This window comes from Paenibacillus sp. PL91 (assembly GCF_012935325.2).
In the GTDB taxonomy this organism is placed as follows: Bacteria; Bacillota; Bacilli; order Paenibacillales; family Paenibacillaceae; genus Pristimantibacillus.
Map to the genome: position 1 here is coordinate 228,030 of NZ_JABBYG020000008.1, position 16,201 is coordinate 244,230.

A 16,201-nucleotide genomic window follows, 5' to 3' on the forward strand; every position below is an offset into this window, starting at 1 on the left:
GAAATAAGAAGTTGTTATGATATCCGTTATTAATATTCTACAAAAGGGAACTATTTGTTTATTTTATATGTTAATAGTTGGCTTGACAAATTATATTTCCAACCCAAGTACATACCATTTTTAGCTGGAGGATTGAGAGGAATCATGAGCATACAAGCATCCGAGCAGTCGCGCAAGCAGCTGCGTAATCCATTAGTAGAGCAACGGGCAGACCCTTGGGTTTTGAAGCATGCGGATGGGTATTATTATTTTACGGGCTCCGTCCCTGAGTATGATAGAATCGAGCTGCGAAGAGCGTCTACGATCGAAGGGCTGACCGATGCAGAGCAGGCTGTCGTGTGGAAGCAGCATCATACAGGGGCGATGAGCAAAAACATTTGGGCTCCGGAGCTGCATTTTATCGGTGGCAAATGGTATATCTACTTCGCCGCTGCGAAGGAAGACGCACCGTTCCGGCATCGTATGTATGTGCTTGAGAACGACTCGGCGAATCCGCTTGAAGGCAGCTGGACGGAGAAGGGACAAATCGTCACGGATTGGGATTCCTTCTCTTTGGATGCTACTAGCTTCGAGCATAACGGCGAGCAATATTTAGTATGGGCGCAGCAGGACCCCGCCATTCAAGGCAATACAAATTTGTATATTGCGATGATGGACAATCCATGGACGCTTAAGAGCAAGCAGGTGATGATCACGAGGCCTGAGCTGGATTGGGAAGTTATCGGCTTCATGGTGAATGAGGGAGCGGCTGTGCTGAAACGTGGCGGCAAAATCTATTTGACGTATTCCGGCAGCGCGACGAATCACAATTATGCGATGGGCATGCTGACGGCTGTTGAAACGAGCGACTTGCTAGATCCAGCCTCTTGGGTGAAGTCGCAGGAGCCAGTGTTTGCGAGCTGTGATGAAAACAGCCAATACGGACCGGGACATAACAGCTTTACGGTATCGGAGGACGGCAAGCAGGATATTCTCATCTACCATGCCCGCAGCTACAAAGAAATTGTAGGCGATCCGCTGTTTGATCCGAATCGCCATGCGCGAGCAAAGGTGTTCACATGGAACATCGACGGCACACCGAACTTTGGCCTTCCGCCGGCTGATACTAAATAATGACATATAGAAAGAGCTGCCATGTCGATGGCGGCTCTTTTTGTATGTGAATAAAAGGCTAGGAGACACAAGCCTAACAATTGATTTAGCTTTGTATGGAAATCATATTCTGTTACTGTTTTTTATGGATTTTAAGCACTGGATAAAAGAATATTTCTTCCTATAGTGGACAGCATACCACTGGAGGTGATTATGTGATAAATCAACAAACATTGGCGGCGCATGAGTCGCTCGAAGTACATGAAGCAATCAACTTCAAGACGCTGTGCATATTAAAATCCAAAATGATGCAAGGATTAGTATTCGATCAAGACCTGAAAGCATTGATGCAGAAAGACGTGGAGCAAGCAACGCAAGCGATTGCCGACCTGCAAGTCGTGTATGCAAAAGCCGCATTCCAAGCTCCCATTCCTAATCGTCCAACACCAATCTTAAATTGAAGGTGAAAATTGATGAATAATGATTATTTAGACCCGAGCAATGCACTGAATATGCCGGAAATGGCGGATATGACGTTTGCAATGGATTTCCTCATCCGAGCCAAGGAGGGGGTAAGAAACACTGCGACAGCGCTAACTGAAACGATTTCTCCAGACGCTAGAGCGCTTTTGCGGGCTCAGCTCTACCAAGGCATTGCAATGCATCAGGAAATTACTGATTTAATGATCAGCAAGAAATGGTTTCATCCTTACGGACTTCAGGAACAATTCCAATTGGATATGCTTGGCGCTCTTAATGCTGTACAAATCGGGGGAATGGATCTCTTCCCAGGCGATACCTCACGCAAAGGCATGTTTGATCGGACACCTGATGAATAACATTATTGGAGGAATTGAAAAATGAAAGCTGTCACGTATCAAGGCCTCAAGAATGTCGTGGTAAAGGAAGTACCCGATCCAAAAATCGAGAAAGCCGATGATATGATCGTCAGAATGACGACCACGGCTATTTGCGGTTCAGACTTGCACCTGATTCACGGCATGATTCCTAATCTACAGGAAGACTACGTGATTGGACATGAGCCAATGGGAATAGTAGAAGAGGTCGGTCCCGGCGTAACGAATTTAAAAAAGGGTGACCGTGTCATCATTCCGTTTAATATCAGCTGCGGTGAATGCTTCTACTGCAAAAACCAGTTGGAAAGCCAATGCGATAACTCAAATGAGAACGGGGATATGGGCGCTTATTTCGGATATTCAGGAACGACAGGAGGTTATCCTGGCGGACAGGCGGAATTTTTGCGGGTGCCTTATGCTAATTTTACTCACTTCAAAATTCCAGAAAGCTGCGAAGAGCCGGATGAAAAGCTATGTTTAATTGCCGATGCTATGACAACTGCCTACTGGAGCGTCGATAATTCCGGCGTGAAGGACGGAGATACCGTTATCGTTTTGGGCTGTGGCCCTGTAGGTCTGTTAACTCAAAAATTTTGTTGGTTAAAAGGAGCAAAGCGCGTAATCGCGGTTGATTATATCGATTACCGCCTGGAGCATGCAAAGCGTACCAACAAAGTAGAAACTGTAAACTTCGAGCACGGAGAGAATATTGGCAATCACTTGAAGGAAATGACGAAAGGCGGAGCGGATGTCGTAATCGATTGTTCCGGGATGAGCGGTAAGATGACTCCGTTGGAGGCTATCGCTTCAGGTCTCAAGCTGCATGGCGGAGCAATGGGCGGTATCGTGATTTCTTCTCAGTGCGTGCGCAAGGGCGGCACGATCCAAATTACGGGGGTATACGGCGGACGGTATAACGGGTTCCCGCTTGGCGATATTTTTCAACGGAATGTCAATATCCGCACGGGACAAGCTCCAGTCATCCACTATATGCCTTATATGTATGAGCTGATTGCGACAGGCAAAGTAGAGGTGGGAGACATCGTCACACATATCATGCCGCTTAGTGAGGCTAAACGCGGCTATGAAGTTTTTGATACGAGACAGGATAACTGCATTAAAGTCATTCTCAAGCCTTGATGTTATTAATAGAATCGGAGGTGCAACTCGCTCATGACATATGCTTTGCATGAAACGCTGGAAGTTCATGAAATTGCTGCATTCAAGACAGTATGCTTAACAAAGGCTAAGACCATGCATGGGTTAGTTTCAGATCCGGCATTAAAGGAAATTTTATTGTTAGACGTTGACGTATCGACTCGGCAGCTGGAAGAGCTCGGAGCCATTTTATCCAAAACGACTATATAGGAGGTGAAAACAGCATGAATACCATCATTGAGCGTTTAACAGGCTTGAATGCAATGACCGATCAAGTCATTGCCATGGACTTTCTGGTTACGGCGAAGAGCGGTGTAAGAAACTATGCAATGGCACTAACGGAGAGCGGAACTCCGGAGGTAAAAGCAACGCTTGCCAAGCAGCTGGATGAAGCGATCGATATGCACGAGAGAATTGTTAATTACATGTTGGAGAATGGGCTATACCACCCATGGAATGTTAATGAGCAAATCCAGCTTGACCTGCAAAACATTCAGACAGCTTTGAATACGCCCGTGTTATAAGGAAGTCATGAATGAAAGCACCTGTGAGGGTGCTTTTTGTTTTATGAATAAATCGCATGTTGAATATTGAAGGAGCTGCAAGGATTGTAAGTGGTTCTCATCCCGGCAGCTCCATTTGAAAAAGCTTATACAGCCTGCAAGCCGGCTTGATTAAGCAGGTTCCATGGCTTGTTGTAATGCGGCTGGAAGAAAAAGTCGACGTAGCTTAATTCGTCCATCGTCATGGCGTTTTGGATACATACCGACAGCGTATTGATCGATTGCGTTAGATCAACCTTCGATAGCACCTGCGCCCCAACAATTCTGCCGCTTTCTGCTTCATAAACGACCTTTAGCGTCACTTGCTCGTACGTAGGCATAAACTCGGGACGATAGTTGTCGACGATTGTGACATTTTTCACATTCATTCCCGCAGCAAGCGCAGCCGTTTCCGTTAAACCAGTCGATGCGATGTTGTAATCGTAAATTTTAATCCCCGATGTGCCTTGCGTTCCGAGATATCTGACTACTGGCTTCATCAGGTTTTTGGCAACAAGCGTCCCCATGCGAACCGCGTTTGTTGCTAGCGGGATGTACGCATTTTGTCCGGTTGGATTATAGTGGACGGCGCAGCTGTCGCCAGCGGCAAATATATCGGGCTTGCTCGTTCTCATATAATTATCGACGATGATCGCTCCGTTTGGCAGCATGTCGACTTGGCCTTTCAGCAGCTCCGTATTAGGACGGAAGCCGATGCAGAGTACTACGAGGTCTGCCTCATATTGCCCAGCAGTCGTATTGACTGTCGTAACGCGGCCATCTGCACCTGCAAACGAAGTAACGGTTTCGCCGGTAGCGATTGTAATGCCTTTATCAACGAGCGCTTGCTCGGTGACATCGGTAAATTCTTGGTCCAAATATTTATATAAAATGCGTTCCATATTGTCGATCAAGGTGACCTGCTTGCCAAGCTGCTCAAAGGCTTCAACAAGCTCTATGCCGATATAGCCGGCGCCGATGACGGCAATGCGGTTCGCATTTTTAGCTTTTTCAATAATCGTCTTCGAATGATTATAGTTTTTGCATAGCACGATATTCTCAAGCTCGATTCCTTCCATTTGCGGAATAATCGGCCACGAGCCTGTCGTAACGACGAGCTTATCGAAGGTATCTGTAAATTCGCCGCCGGTAACAAGGTTGCGGACTTGAATCGTTTTGGCATCCGTATCTACAGCCAGAACATCATGGCGCATATGCGTCGTTACGCCAAGCTTAGCGAGCTGGTCGGGCGTAGCGTAAAATAGCTGCTCGGCATCTTTTACAACACCGCCTACATGCAATGCGATTCCGCACGATAGGAACGAGATGTTGTCGTTCCGTTCATATACCGTAATGCGAGCCTCGGGGTAAAGCTTAGCCATTTGGGTAATAGCAGCAGTTCCTGCGTGGGTGCAGCCAATAACAGCAATGTTCATCGTCATATCAAACGCCTCCTATTGTATGTGCAAAGTACGTGAGCCGTATTGGCCGCCGACCTTACAACGTGAATTATTTCACAATATACATTACTACGTGAAAACATTCACAACCTCTTCTTGCTTTTATCATATTCGCTTTAAGGAAAATTGACAAGGGCTTCTGAAACTTTTTTTGCTATAAGAATTGAATTTTCAGACAATTTGACACGACTTAGCCACAATTCAGGGTGGGCGGGTAAATCGGAGAGAGCGTCAGTTCGCAAATGGTTCTGCTTATAGCGGGTTTATGCCGTTTTCATTTTTGGCAGTTTTCGATTACACTCATACTGAAAGCACAGCAATGCTGAGGAGGAAATCAGATGGAGTCAGTCTACGACGATAAAATAGTACTTATAACAGGTGCCGGAGCGGGAATAGGCCGTGCGCTTGCAATCGCCTACGCAGAGCAAGGAGCGCTTCCCGTTCTAGTGGATAAGAATGAAGCTGGACTAGAGCAGACAGGCGAGCTGCTCCAAGAGGCTGGCTATGATTCTCTATCCTTTGTAATTGATATGAGCAAGCCGGATGAGGTCGCAGGGCTGTTCCGCGATATTGAGACAATACTAAGCAGGCTGGACATCGTCATTAATAATGCAGGCTTTGGCATATGGAAGTCACCCTATGATCTATCTATAGATGAATGGGACGACGTCGTGAACACGAACCTTCGCGGGACGTTTGTCTGCTCCCGTGAAGCGGCCAAGCTGATGCGGACAAGCGGCGGCGGAGCTATCGTAAATATTTCCTCGACGAGAGCGACGATGTCGGAACCGAATTCGGAAGCCTATGCCGCCTCGAAGGGCGGGATTTTGTCGCTTACGCATGCGATGGCCGTGTCGCTTGGCCCGGATCGCATTACGGTCAACGCAATCTGCCCAGGCTGGATCGAGACAGGCGATTACGATAAGCTGCGCCCGGAGGATCACACGCAGCATCCGTCACAGCGCGTTGGCAAACCAGCGGATATCGCGCGCGCGTGCCTCTACTTAACCGACCCTAACAATGATTTTGTAACGGGTACCCATATTACGATTGATGGCGGCATGACGAGAAAAATGATCTATGAGGAATAACCTCGTGGTGTGGCAGCAGGATGTGACGCTTGGCGAAATTGAATTGGCGTCATGCCGATCAGCTGCTTGAATAGGCGGTGGAAATGCTTCATGTCGTGAAAGCCGACAAGTGGAGCGATTTCCGCCGCTGTTTTTGTTGTTTGCTCAAGCAGGATACAGCTTTTCTCGATACGCTCCTTGCGGAGCAGGCTTGTAAACGTAAGTCCCGTTGAGGCTTGAATAATCCGCTGCACCTGCCGCTCGCCAAGCTGAATCTGCCTCGAAACGTCGCGCAGGGAAAGAGGCTCGTGCAGCCGCGAACGTATATAGTGGATAATAATGTCCATACGCTCATTGGGCGCGATAGCATTAGACGGAAAGCTCTCGTTCTCTAGACGGCGCTCCAGCAGCAGAAGCAGCTCAAGCAGCATAGCGAGCAGCATCGTATGAAAACCCAAGCGGGCTTGCTGAGATTCCTGAAGCATCCGGTCGAATAAGCTCCCAAATTCCTGCCTATGTTCACGGAAGGGTATCCAGTCCTTCATTACATGGGAGCCGATATGTTTAAAACGATAGGAATTTAGCGTATTTGGCATCGTGCTCGTAAGGGAATCAAGGACCGATTGCTCAAAGATGCAGTTGCCGACGATTAGATGGCTATCCGCAGCCGAGGAGGACGGCCTAAATACATGAGAGATACCGATTGGAATAAAAAATAAATCCCCTTTCGTGACGCGCAGCGCCTTATCTCCAATATAATGAAAGCCGCTGCCTTCCCATACATAACAAATCTCCACAAATTCATGCGCATGCTCGCGCAGCTCGAATCGCTCGCTTACCCGATTAACGAGAATCGAAAGCTCATCATTAAAATATAGCTCGCCCTTGGTAAGCTGGACATTTTTTTTCAATCGGAAGCGCCCCTATTCTATGAAAATATGAAAGAAAGCCACTCAGTCGTATACGCTTACAAAGCTATCACATGTCATTTTACACCTATATATTTGTCGTAATCAACCCATTAGCCTGTTCTTTCGCTGCTGTACAATCAGAGATAATACGGTTAAGGAGCTGACGCTAAAATGAATCATGCATGGCAGGCAAATTGGATTTGGACCGAAGGGGAGGAGAGTCCTCGTAATGAGTGGCACTGCTTCCGTAAAACTTTCATGGTGCCGCTGGAAGGCTGGAGTGAAGGCTCACTTCGCATAACGGCGGATTCTAGATATGTGTTGTATGTCAATGGCAAGAGGCTGGGACGGGGGCCAGTTCGTTCATGGCCGGCTGAGCAATCCTACGATACCTATGAGGTGGGGCATTTGCTTGAGCCCGGCAAGTTAAATACGATTGCGGTGCTGGTTATGCATTTTGGCATAACGACCTTCTATTATATTCGCGGGCGCGGCGGCTTGCTGGCACAGCTGGATTTGCTGCGGGAAGACGGCAGCGTTCTAGAGACGGTGAGCAGTGATCAATCATGGCGGACAGCTCGTTATCTCGGCCAGCATTCACGCTCTACACGTATGGCATGTCAGCACGCTTTCTCGGAATATGTGGATGGCGCGCTGTGGAGCGACGACTGGAAGGAACGTGAGTATGCAGATAGCGGCTGGGCATCAGCGATTGTCATAGCTGCGGTAGGGGAAGGGCCATGGACGACGCTCATTCCCCGCTATATTCCTTTGCTGACGGAAGAGCAGGTTTTCCCGAAGCGAGTAGAAGCGCTAAACAAAGTGAAAACCTTTCATTGGACGGCTGCGATAGATGTGCGTAACCATTTGGTAGCAGGCAGTGAGAATCATGCGAATCATCTCGAATGTACCGGTTATGCAGCGACACTACTGCAACTGGAAGAGCCTGCTTCCGTTATACTCGGTGCTGCTTTTGGCGAAGGAATCGTTGCAGCTACGTTGAACGGAAAGCCGATTGAGGCATTTGGCAGGAAGGACGTCGAGCGCTATGCAGAGCTGGAGTTGGATGCCGGCGAGCATTTGCTGCTAGTGGACGTGTCCGGCCAGTCTCATCCCGGCATTATTCATCTGGGGCTATACTGCGAGAAGCCATTTGCATTTCGCTCGCCGTGGGAGAGCGACGAGAAAGAGCAATCCGTATTTTGCTCAATCGGCCCGTTCGAAACGGCAATTCACATCGATCATCAGCCGAAGCAGCCGTTTAATCGCCAGCATCCTCTTTATACGGAGATCATAGGCTCGGTAGCCTCTGCGGGAGATCTAGCAGGCTATGCCGATTGGGTGAAGCCGATTCCGAACAAATTTGTGAGCGAAGCCGATGTATTTGCGCTATGCGTGTATAAAAAGGAAAGCACCGCATTAGCTATCCCAGCAGCCTTGCAGCAATTGGTCATTCCAAATGCGGAAGCGGGCATCGTTCCTATTTTCAACGGGGCGGATACGGAGATGGTTATCGATTTTGGCAAAGAATACTCTGGTTATTTGACCTTCGAGATAGATGCAGATGCGGGCACGGTAATTGATTTTTACGGCTTTGAATATATGAACAGCCATTTCCGGCAAGATACTTACGGTCTTGATAATACGATTCGGTATGTTTGCAGGCAGGGCAGACAGCTATATGTATCTCCGATCAGACGCGGCTTCCGCTATCAAATGGTAACGGTGCGGGGTGCTGCGAGGCCGGTTAAGTTTTATGGGTTGTCATGCTTGCAGAGCAATTATCCGGTTGCGGAGGTCGGCAATTTCCAATGCGCAGACCCTCTGCTTAATGATATATGGCAAATTAGCCAGCATACGACGAAGCTCTGCATGGAGGACACCTTCGTTGATTGTCCCGCTTATGAGCAGGTGTTCTGGGTAGGGGACAGCCGCAACGAAGCGTTAATCAGCAACTATTTGTATGGCGTAAACGATATTGTAAAGCGTTGCCTCCGGCTGGTTCCGGGCTCGAAGGACCAGACGCCGCTGTTAGTCAATCAAGTGCCAAGCGGCTGGAACAGCGTCATTCCGAACTGGACTTTTTTCTGGGCGCTTGCTTGTCACGAGTACTACCTGCAAACGGGAGACCGCGACTTTGCGAAGGAAATGTACGTGCATATGAAGTTTACGTTGAAGCATTACGTAGACAAAATAGATGGAAACGGGCTATTCAACATTAAGGGCTGGAATTTCCTTGATTGGTCGCCGATCGATCAGCCGAATGATGGAGTCGTTGCGCATCAGAACATGTTTCTTGTCAAAACGCTGAAAGCGGCAGCCGAGCTAGCTATAATCGCTGATGATTCCGCTGGAGCTGATTGGCTTGCAAGTGAAGCGGAAAAGCTTTCGACCGCGATCAATGAGCATTTGTGGGATGAAACGAATCAGGCTTATATTGACTGCATTCATGCAGATGGGCGCAGATCGGAGGTGCTCAGCATGCAGACGCAGGTTGTTGCAACTCTGACAGAGGTTGCTAAGGGCGCGCGGCATGAGCGGCTGGCGCAATATATGGAGCAGCCGCCAGCGCATTTTATACAAATCGGAAGTCCGTTTATGTCGTTCTTCTATTATGAAGCTTTAGCTAAATCAGGCAATGCGCAGCAAATCGTAGATGACATTCGCCATCATTATGGCATCATGATTGACAACGGGGCGACGACTTGCTGGGAGATGTATCCTAACTTTTCCGAAAATCGTGCGCATGAGGATCTGCTGACACGCAGCCACTGCCATGCTTGGTCTTCAGCGCCCGCCTATTTCTTAGGGCGCGAGCTGTTAGGCGTGAAAGCATTAACAGCCGCATGGACAGAGGTGGAGATCGCGCCTAATTTATGCGGGCTTGCATGGGCGAAGGGCAGCGTGCCGCACCCTGGCGGGGGGCGAATCGATGTTTCTTGGAAAGTAGAACAGGGTGGTTCGGCTATGAAGCTAGAGGTTTCTTATCCCGCGCATGCGAAAGTGAGCATTCGAGTGCCAGAGGGCGTAACGGCAGATATTCGTGAGACGAGATTAGGCTAGAAGGTTTAGAAAACAGAGAGAGCCATGCTGCAGTTGCTGCGGTATGGCTCTCTTTTTTCGTAGGAAGCAGCAGTCTTCCGGCTGTACAAAAGGGACGGGGCGATGCGGTAAGCATGCACTGGACAAGCTATAATCCAATTACGCTGGAGCAGCACTTGGATCAAATGGTGGATTGTCTTGTGAAATAATTGCGGGTAATATTCATATGCTCCCGTTCAGAGCGGGCATAACGGAATTGCTTAGAGCTCATAATAATGGAAGCAGCTATTTTTTAACAGGTCAGGAGCATACCTATGCATACAGAAGCGGTTTCCATTGTTGATCACAAAATCAAAGTCATTGAGAGTGACAAAGGCATCATTTATTTGGTTGGGCCGATTCAGCTTCCTGTGAAAATGGATGAAGGGGAGGCGATATTCCAGTGGTATTGCTGGCTGCTATGCGAGGAGAAGCTGGACGATGCGGAATCCATTATCGAGAAGCTATCCGCAATCAATTTGGCTGAGATGCAGCAATCCAGCGTGCTTGTGTACGGTAGCTTTGAGCAAGCGGAGGAAGCTTGGATTCGCATGCACAGCATTTGCCACACAGGCGACATCTTCGGAAGCAAGCGCTGCGATTGCGGCTACCAGCTGCATGAATCGATGCGCATGATTGTTCAGAATGGCTCGGGTGCTTTATTTTATTTGGCGAATCATGAAGGCAGAGGTATTGGGCTGTTTAGTAAAGCGATGGCGTATTTGCTGCAAGAGCAGGGCTACGATACCGTTGAGGCTAATGTGGAGCTGGGTTTTGTTGACGATGCGCGCAATTATGGCGATGCCATACGCGTATTGAAGGCTCTGCGATCTAAGCCGGTCTCTCTGATTACGAACAACCCGCGAAAGCTTGATGCGCTTCAGGCAGCCGGACTGGAAGTGTCGAATCGCATTCCGCTATGGGGAGATCGATCAGAGTATAATGAACGGTATTTGGAAACCAAAATAAATCGTTCCGGTCATTTTGCCGCAAGTGTTTGTCCGAACGAATAAAGGCCCTGAAAATTGGATAGGGCTGCCTTGCCAGTACATAAATGCACTAGCCGGACAGCCCTGTTTGTATTTTATATTTAACCGGACCTCTTCATGAGCGAAAGGCCGTATGGAATCCCCTTGTTAACAGCAAACAGCATGTGTACCAAGTTGTCTAAAACTCGCATTCTAAAACAACGAAAGCCCTACCTCTCTTCCGTCCTCGCGGCTCCGATGACCGCGCCAGTGTGAATCAGAAATACATCACGTAACAGGTTTGAGAATTAACAGCAAAGAAATCAAAATCCGAGGAAAACAATGAATCTTACTGGGGATTTGCTGGGGTTAAATATAATACGTTCTTTCTATAATACTACACTTCATAATGAATTGCAACATCTAAATGGAAAACGCATGACTTTTACCTTTCTGGATACTCTAGAGATGGAAGGGGGGAAGTCAAAATGCCAAGTTGGTTTGAAATTATCCTTCGTACATTAGCAGCGATCGTTATTTTATTTGCGCTTACGAAGGTGCTAGGCAAACGTCAAATTTCACAGCTTTCTTTATTTGAGTACATAACAGGCATATCGATCGGTAACATTGCCGCCTATGTCTCACTTGATCTCGACAATTTATGGTATCTAGGGATGGTTTCCCTATTGGTGTGGGTAAGCGTATCGGTCGCTATGGAATTTTTGACGATGAAAAGCAAAAAAGCTCGTGATTTTATTGATGGCAAAGGGACGGTTCTCATTAAAGATGGACAGCTGCTCAAAAAGAATTTGCATAAGGAACGATTGACATTAGATGAAATGCTGGAGCAACTGAGGAAAAAAGACGTTTACCGCGTGGCAGATGTGGAGTTTGCCGTTATGGAGTCAAGCGGGGAAGTCAATGTGATGCTGAAGAAGGAATATCAACCTATAACGCCTGATGTACTCGGATGGAATGTGGCTAATGAGTGGGAAGCGCAAACCGTACTGATGGATGGGGACATCCAAGATGAAGTGCTTGAAAGGGTGGGGCATGACCGGCAATGGCTGCTGCACGAGCTGAAAAAGAGGGATATGAAAGAAGCGGATGTGTTTCTTGCTCAACTTGACAGCAATGACGAGCTGCATATTCAAACCGGCCAAGAGGGAAATCAGCCGCAAAACAATCAAACAAAACCGAAAGAGCGCATCTCGATGCTGATCGAGCAGTTTGAGGCGGAGCTGCTCCGCCTTGAACGGCTGTCCCGTAATGAAAGTGATCGCCGTATCTATCAGACTGCGATCGATCGCTTTCAAGCGAGCACCAAATCACTGCCGGATCATTCGCTGAAGCCTTGAGCTAGGTCCACATAGCAGCCCAACGTTTCATTTCTTTTAAAATTTGATGCAAATCCTCGCCTTTTGGCGTCAACGTATATTCGACCGTTACCGGTACGGTTGGAAATACCTTGCGTTCAAGCACGCCCTTCTCTTCCAGATGTCGGAGCGTGCTTGTCAACGCGCGAGGACTTACCGCAGGAATCAGCCTTTGTATTTCCCCGAACCTTTTAGTGCCGCAAAACAACTCTCGCAAAACAAGAAAAGCCCATTTACCGCCAATAACGTCTAATGTTTTCTCAATATTGCATTCGATATGCAAAGGCTCTTTCGGAATGTAATTATGTGCGCTCAATTAGACGATCCCCTCTCCATTGCTACTACCATAAGTATAGTATATATATTGGAGATAATAAAATGAAAAAACATTCACTACTTTAATAATAGAATGAACTGCTATACACTACTACTTGAAAGCAGCGGATACGAAAAGAGGAGTGTTGGCGAATGAAATATAGAAAACTAGGAAAAAGCGGGCTTAAAATAAGCGAAATCGGACTTGGCAGCTGGTTAACGTACGGTACGGCGACAGAAGCGGAAACCGCACAGGCATGCATACATAAAGCATATGGGATCGGCATTAATTTTTTTGATACTGCTAACGCTTACAATAACGGTGAAGCTGAGAAGGTAATGGGACATGCCTTAAAAGAGTATACGCGCAGCAGCTATGTGCTTGCTACAAAGGTATTTTTCCCGATGGGTTCGGGACCCAATGACCGCGGATTGTCTAGAAAGCATATCGTCGAGCAGTGCGAGGCGAGCTTAAAGCGTTTGGGTACAGATTATATCGATCTCTATCAATGCCATCGCTTTGATAACGATACGCCGGTAGAAGAAACGCTGCGGGCGCTCGATGATTTGACAGCGCAGGGGAAGGTGCTCTATACCGGAATAAGCGAGTGGACGGCAGAGCAAATTACAGATGCGGCTGCGACCAGCAAGCGTCTTGGGCTGCGTCCTCTCGTATCCAACCAACCGATATATAATATGTTCGAGCGATATATTGAACAGGATGTCATTCGCGCAAGCGAGCAGGAGGGGATGGGGCAGGTCGTCTTCTCTCCGCTAGCTCAAGGCGTTCTAACAGGGAAATATAAGCCCGGCCAACCGATTCCTTCCGACAGCCGCGCAGCAAACGATAAGACAAATGGCGTTCTTAACAGCTATTTGCGTGAGGATGTTTTGCAAGTGGCTGAGAAGCTTGAACGGCTTGCAGCAAGCATCGACGTTTCCTTGTCCCAATTCGCACTTGCTTGGGTGCTGCGCCAGCCTAATGTTAGCTCGGCTATTATTGGGTCCAGCCGTCCGGCACAAATCGAAGAGAATGTGAAGGCCATCGACATCGTCTTGTCTGACGAGCTGCTTGCTCAAACAGAAGCCATTCTCGCGGAGGTTAGCAGCTTTTCTCCAGCACGTTAATAAAGGAATAGGTTGTAATAACAAAAAAAAGGCTCTCCGACAAGAGAGCCTTTTTTTTGCTATATATAATAGAAGCGATTTTTTTATTGATCCATTTGCGCCTCGGAAGGGCTATAGGTTCCTGGCTGGGTGATAGGCGCCGGCATATCCTTGCCTCCGGCAAAATGATATTTGACTACCTTATTAAACTGATCAATCCAAGGCATGAGCGAGCGTCCGCCCCAAGCCTCTTTGGCGAATTCATTGAAATAATTGACGAACTCCATGTTGGCCGAAATATGAACCTCTTGTACCGTAGGCGCGAGTTCGCGAACTTTTAGGGCGACGGTTTGCTTAAGCTCATCAGACAAGTCATTAATATCATTGACGGAAAAATAGGAATTGTAAGGTGAAACGAGCATGCGGCTGTTGCCGTAAGGGCTTCCGGTATCATGATTGTATACCCCTTCATTTGTACCGGTATTGTCTTGCTCCGTTTTACCGCCGTGATTGCGGGTGCCGACTGCAGTCCAATCCAGCATTAAGCCTACGTACGCATTTTTGTCCGTCAGCATGACGATTGCAGAGGCAATGCCATTTAGATCAGAAACCTTTCTTGAAACAACCGAGCTGTATTCAAAAAAAGCATTGTCATGCTGATGCGGATTATTCGACATCGGACCATACGATTTCCCGCCCAGCATCTTCGGATCGTTGGCCTGACGGCTGCCGTAATCGGTGTCGCTTTTCTGGGCTAGCTCTTCGTAATTGCAGCCGGCTGCGGTCGTTAATACGATAGCGGAAAGCATCAGTGCGGCCATTCGTTTTAGCATTAAGAACGGACCCCCATTCATACGATAATGGCTTTAGTTTTTGCCTTGGAGGCGTAAATATACGTTTCAAGGAGCATACATAATTGACCATGGGTTTGGTGCACAATGTAGGGTAGAGAGTACGCCATACAGACAGGCTGCAAATTGGAATACAATAGCTTAAAAACGTTGCAACAATGCGTTTTTGACAGCTTTGAGAACAATTTGTGAACTCTCTGTGGAACATTGACAAATAGGGGCTTCAACTTTATATTTAATAAAGTGATTTAAGTTGCAGGAGTTGTAATAACATCTGTGAAACACGCAGCCAGCCGCATGCCACGTGAAAATCAGGCAGCTGCGAAAACGTCAAAAGTGGGGTTGATTAATGATGAAACGGTGGCGATTTGTAAAACGGCTTGCGCCGCTTATGGCCATGATGGTACTGGTGCTAGCGGCTTGTGGGCGGAGCGATTTGTCGACGCTGAATCCTCAGGGACCTGTAGCGGAAGAGCAATTCGGACTGATGAAACTGGCAATCGGAATCATGTTAATCGTGATTGTTGTCGTCTTTGCGATTTCTTTGTATGTAATTATTCGGTTTCGCAGACGCAAGGGAGACAAAACGATTCCAAAGCAAGTTGAGGGGAATCATAAGCTGGAGATCATTTGGACAGTTATTCCGATCATCATGCTTATCATTTTAGGCGTTCCGACTGTACAATCCGTATTTAACTTAGCTAAAGACTACAGCAAAGATCCGGAAGCGGTTCAAGTAATCGTTACTTCACACCAATACTGGTGGGAGTTTGAATACCCGGATTACGGAATCAAAACAGCGCAGGAACTTATCATTCCAAAAGGCAAGACGATCTCCGTTAAAGCGAAATCCGCTGACGTGCTTCACTCGTTCTGGATTCCATCGCTTGCGGGTAAAATCGATACAAACCCTGGCGCTAATGAAAACGCCATGTACTTCTCAGCTCCAAAAGAAGGCGTTTACCTAGGTAAATGCGCCGAGCTTTGCGGACCTTCGCACGGCCTGATGGACTTTAAGGTCAAATCAGTGGACGAGGCTTCATTTGATCGTTGGGTAGCTGGTCTTAAAGAGCCTGTAGCACTCCCAAGCGATCCAGCAATTGCGAAAGCATTCGAAAGCAAATGTCTATCTTGCCACGCTGTGGGCGACCTTGGCGGACCGGCATATCCTAACTTGACAGGTATCGGAAGCCGTGAGACTGTCGGAGGTATACTCGTTAACACCGATGATCCGCAATATTCCAATGAAGGTTCAGTCTACGATAACTTACACAAATGGATTAAAAATCCGGATGAAGTTAAACCGGGCAACCAAATGGGCAAGATCGATTTGACTGAGCAAGAACTTGAAGGTATTGCAAAATATTTATCTGAACTGAAGCTTAACTACCAACAATAATTTATCGGTGATTG

16 protein-coding genes are annotated in these 16,201 nt (G+C 47.5%); 12 read left to right on the top strand and 4 right to left on the bottom strand.

Going from position 1 to position 16,201, the window contains the following annotated elements:
- Positions 1-144 precede the first annotated feature (144 nt).
- From HI950_RS19695 to HI950_RS19720, 6 genes are all read left to right on the top strand, one after another.
- Positions 145-1,113: a glycoside hydrolase family 43 protein gene (locus HI950_RS19695; protein ID WP_169087931.1), complete on the top strand. Its 969-nt coding sequence runs from the start codon at positions 145-147 to the stop codon at positions 1,111-1,113.
- A 197-nt stretch (positions 1,114-1,310) separates the two neighbouring features.
- Positions 1,311-1,553 carry a spore gernimation protein GerQ gene (locus HI950_RS19700; RefSeq protein WP_169088130.1) on the top strand — a complete coding sequence of 81 codons (243 nt, stop codon included), beginning with the start codon at positions 1,311-1,313 and terminating at the stop codon, positions 1,551-1,553.
- A gap of 12 nt (positions 1,554-1,565) precedes the next feature.
- The gene (locus tag HI950_RS19705) at positions 1,566-1,931 is read left to right on the top strand and encodes a spore coat protein (RefSeq protein ID WP_169087933.1); all 366 of its coding nucleotides are present in this window, start codon (positions 1,566-1,568) and stop codon (positions 1,929-1,931) included.
- A 21-nt stretch (positions 1,932-1,952) separates the two neighbouring features.
- Positions 1,953-3,089 carry a zinc-dependent alcohol dehydrogenase gene (locus tag HI950_RS19710; RefSeq protein WP_169087935.1) on the top strand — a complete coding sequence of 379 codons (1,137 nt, stop codon included), beginning with the start codon at positions 1,953-1,955 and terminating at the stop codon, positions 3,087-3,089.
- Positions 3,090-3,122: 33 nt separating this feature from the next.
- The gene (locus HI950_RS19715; protein WP_169087937.1) at positions 3,123-3,317 is read left to right on the top strand and encodes a hypothetical protein; all 195 of its coding nucleotides are present in this window, start codon (positions 3,123-3,125) and stop codon (positions 3,315-3,317) included.
- 14 nt (positions 3,318-3,331) lie between these two features.
- Entirely contained in the window at positions 3,332-3,631 is a 300-nt protein-coding gene (locus HI950_RS19720) for a spore coat protein (protein WP_169087939.1), read from the top strand.
- A 125-nt stretch (positions 3,632-3,756) separates the two neighbouring features.
- Here HI950_RS19720 and HI950_RS19725 read toward each other — a convergent pair whose 3' ends face one another.
- Positions 3,757-5,085: an FAD-dependent oxidoreductase gene (locus tag HI950_RS19725; protein ID WP_169088132.1), complete on the bottom strand. Its 1,329-nt coding sequence runs from the start codon at positions 5,083-5,085 to the stop codon at positions 3,757-3,759.
- A gap of 362 nt (positions 5,086-5,447) precedes the next feature.
- Between HI950_RS19725 and HI950_RS19730 the strand changes: the two genes are divergently transcribed.
- Positions 5,448-6,200 (top strand): SDR family NAD(P)-dependent oxidoreductase, encoded by a 753-nt coding sequence (locus HI950_RS19730; protein WP_169087941.1) that lies wholly within the window; start codon positions 5,448-5,450, stop codon positions 6,198-6,200.
- Here the strand turns inward: HI950_RS19730 and HI950_RS19735 are convergent.
- Positions 6,188-7,090, bottom strand: coding sequence for an AraC family transcriptional regulator (locus HI950_RS19735; RefSeq protein WP_169087943.1), 903 nt, complete (start codon positions 7,088-7,090; stop codon positions 6,188-6,190). The two genes, HI950_RS19730 and HI950_RS19735, sit on opposite strands and share 13 nt — an antisense overlap.
- 171 nt (positions 7,091-7,261) lie before the next feature.
- Here HI950_RS19735 and HI950_RS19740 point away from each other — a divergent pair, with 171 nt between their 5' ends.
- The 3 genes from HI950_RS19740 to HI950_RS19750 all read left to right on the top strand — a co-directional run bounded on the left by HI950_RS19740 (position 7,262) and on the right by HI950_RS19750 (position 12,497).
- Complete coding sequence (locus HI950_RS19740) at positions 7,262-10,153, top strand: family 78 glycoside hydrolase catalytic domain (protein ID WP_169087945.1); 2,892 nt, start codon at positions 7,262-7,264, stop codon at positions 10,151-10,153.
- Positions 10,154-10,446: 293 nt separating this feature from the next.
- Positions 10,447-11,184, top strand: a complete 738-nt coding sequence (locus HI950_RS19745; RefSeq protein WP_169087947.1) for a GTP cyclohydrolase II — start codon at positions 10,447-10,449, stop codon at positions 11,182-11,184.
- A 443-nt stretch (positions 11,185-11,627) separates the two neighbouring features.
- Positions 11,628-12,497: a DUF421 domain-containing protein gene (locus HI950_RS19750; protein ID WP_169087949.1), complete on the top strand. Its 870-nt coding sequence runs from the start codon at positions 11,628-11,630 to the stop codon at positions 12,495-12,497.
- Between the two features lies 1 nt (position 12,498).
- On the opposite strand, the gene HI950_RS19755 is transcribed toward HI950_RS19750, so the two are convergent.
- Positions 12,499-12,831 (bottom strand): winged helix-turn-helix transcriptional regulator, encoded by a 333-nt coding sequence (locus tag HI950_RS19755; protein WP_169087951.1) that lies wholly within the window; start codon positions 12,829-12,831, stop codon positions 12,499-12,501.
- A gap of 152 nt (positions 12,832-12,983) precedes the next feature.
- Here HI950_RS19755 and HI950_RS19760 point away from each other — a divergent pair, with 152 nt between their 5' ends.
- Complete coding sequence (locus HI950_RS19760; protein WP_169087953.1) at positions 12,984-13,958, top strand: aldo/keto reductase family protein; 975 nt, start codon at positions 12,984-12,986, stop codon at positions 13,956-13,958.
- 83 nt (positions 13,959-14,041) lie between these two features.
- On the opposite strand, the gene HI950_RS19765 is transcribed toward HI950_RS19760, so the two are convergent.
- The gene (locus HI950_RS19765) at positions 14,042-14,770 is read right to left on the bottom strand and encodes a hypothetical protein (protein WP_169087955.1); all 729 of its coding nucleotides are present in this window, start codon (positions 14,768-14,770) and stop codon (positions 14,042-14,044) included.
- Positions 14,771-15,137: 367 nt separating this feature from the next.
- Between HI950_RS19765 and coxB the strand changes: the two genes are divergently transcribed.
- A complete protein-coding gene (gene coxB, locus HI950_RS19770) occupies positions 15,138-16,187 on the top strand; it encodes a cytochrome c oxidase subunit II (RefSeq protein ID WP_169087957.1) in 1,050 nt (349 codons plus the stop codon).
- Positions 16,188-16,201: the final 14 nt, after the last annotated feature.

Excerpts from the sequence above, each read along its gene's own strand:
- HI950_RS19765 (WP_169087955.1), bottom strand. The coding sequence starts at position 14,770 with ATGCTAAAACGAATGGCCGCACTGATGCTTTCCGCTATCGTATTAACG.
- HI950_RS19760 (WP_169087953.1), top strand. The coding sequence starts at position 12,984 with ATGAAATATAGAAAACTAGGAAAAAGCGGGCTTAAAATAAGCGAAATC.
- HI950_RS19730 (WP_169087941.1), top strand. The coding sequence starts at position 5,448 with ATGGAGTCAGTCTACGACGATAAAATAGTACTTATAACAGGTGCCGGA.
- HI950_RS19720 (WP_169087939.1), top strand. The coding sequence starts at position 3,332 with ATGAATACCATCATTGAGCGTTTAACAGGCTTGAATGCAATGACCGAT.
- HI950_RS19715 (WP_169087937.1), top strand. The coding sequence starts at position 3,123 with ATGACATATGCTTTGCATGAAACGCTGGAAGTTCATGAAATTGCTGCA.
- HI950_RS19705 (WP_169087933.1), top strand. The coding sequence starts at position 1,566 with ATGAATAATGATTATTTAGACCCGAGCAATGCACTGAATATGCCGGAA.
- coxB (WP_169087957.1), top strand. The coding sequence starts at position 15,138 with ATGATGAAACGGTGGCGATTTGTAAAACGGCTTGCGCCGCTTATGGCC.
- HI950_RS19750 (WP_169087949.1), top strand. The coding sequence starts at position 11,628 with ATGCCAAGTTGGTTTGAAATTATCCTTCGTACATTAGCAGCGATCGTT.
- HI950_RS19740 (WP_169087945.1), top strand. The coding sequence starts at position 7,262 with ATGAATCATGCATGGCAGGCAAATTGGATTTGGACCGAAGGGGAGGAG.
- HI950_RS19710 (WP_169087935.1), top strand. The coding sequence starts at position 1,953 with ATGAAAGCTGTCACGTATCAAGGCCTCAAGAATGTCGTGGTAAAGGAA.
- HI950_RS19745 (WP_169087947.1), top strand. The coding sequence starts at position 10,447 with ATGCATACAGAAGCGGTTTCCATTGTTGATCACAAAATCAAAGTCATT.
- HI950_RS19695 (WP_169087931.1), top strand. The coding sequence starts at position 145 with ATGAGCATACAAGCATCCGAGCAGTCGCGCAAGCAGCTGCGTAATCCA.
- HI950_RS19725 (WP_169088132.1), bottom strand. The coding sequence starts at position 5,085 with ATGAACATTGCTGTTATTGGCTGCACCCACGCAGGAACTGCTGCTATT.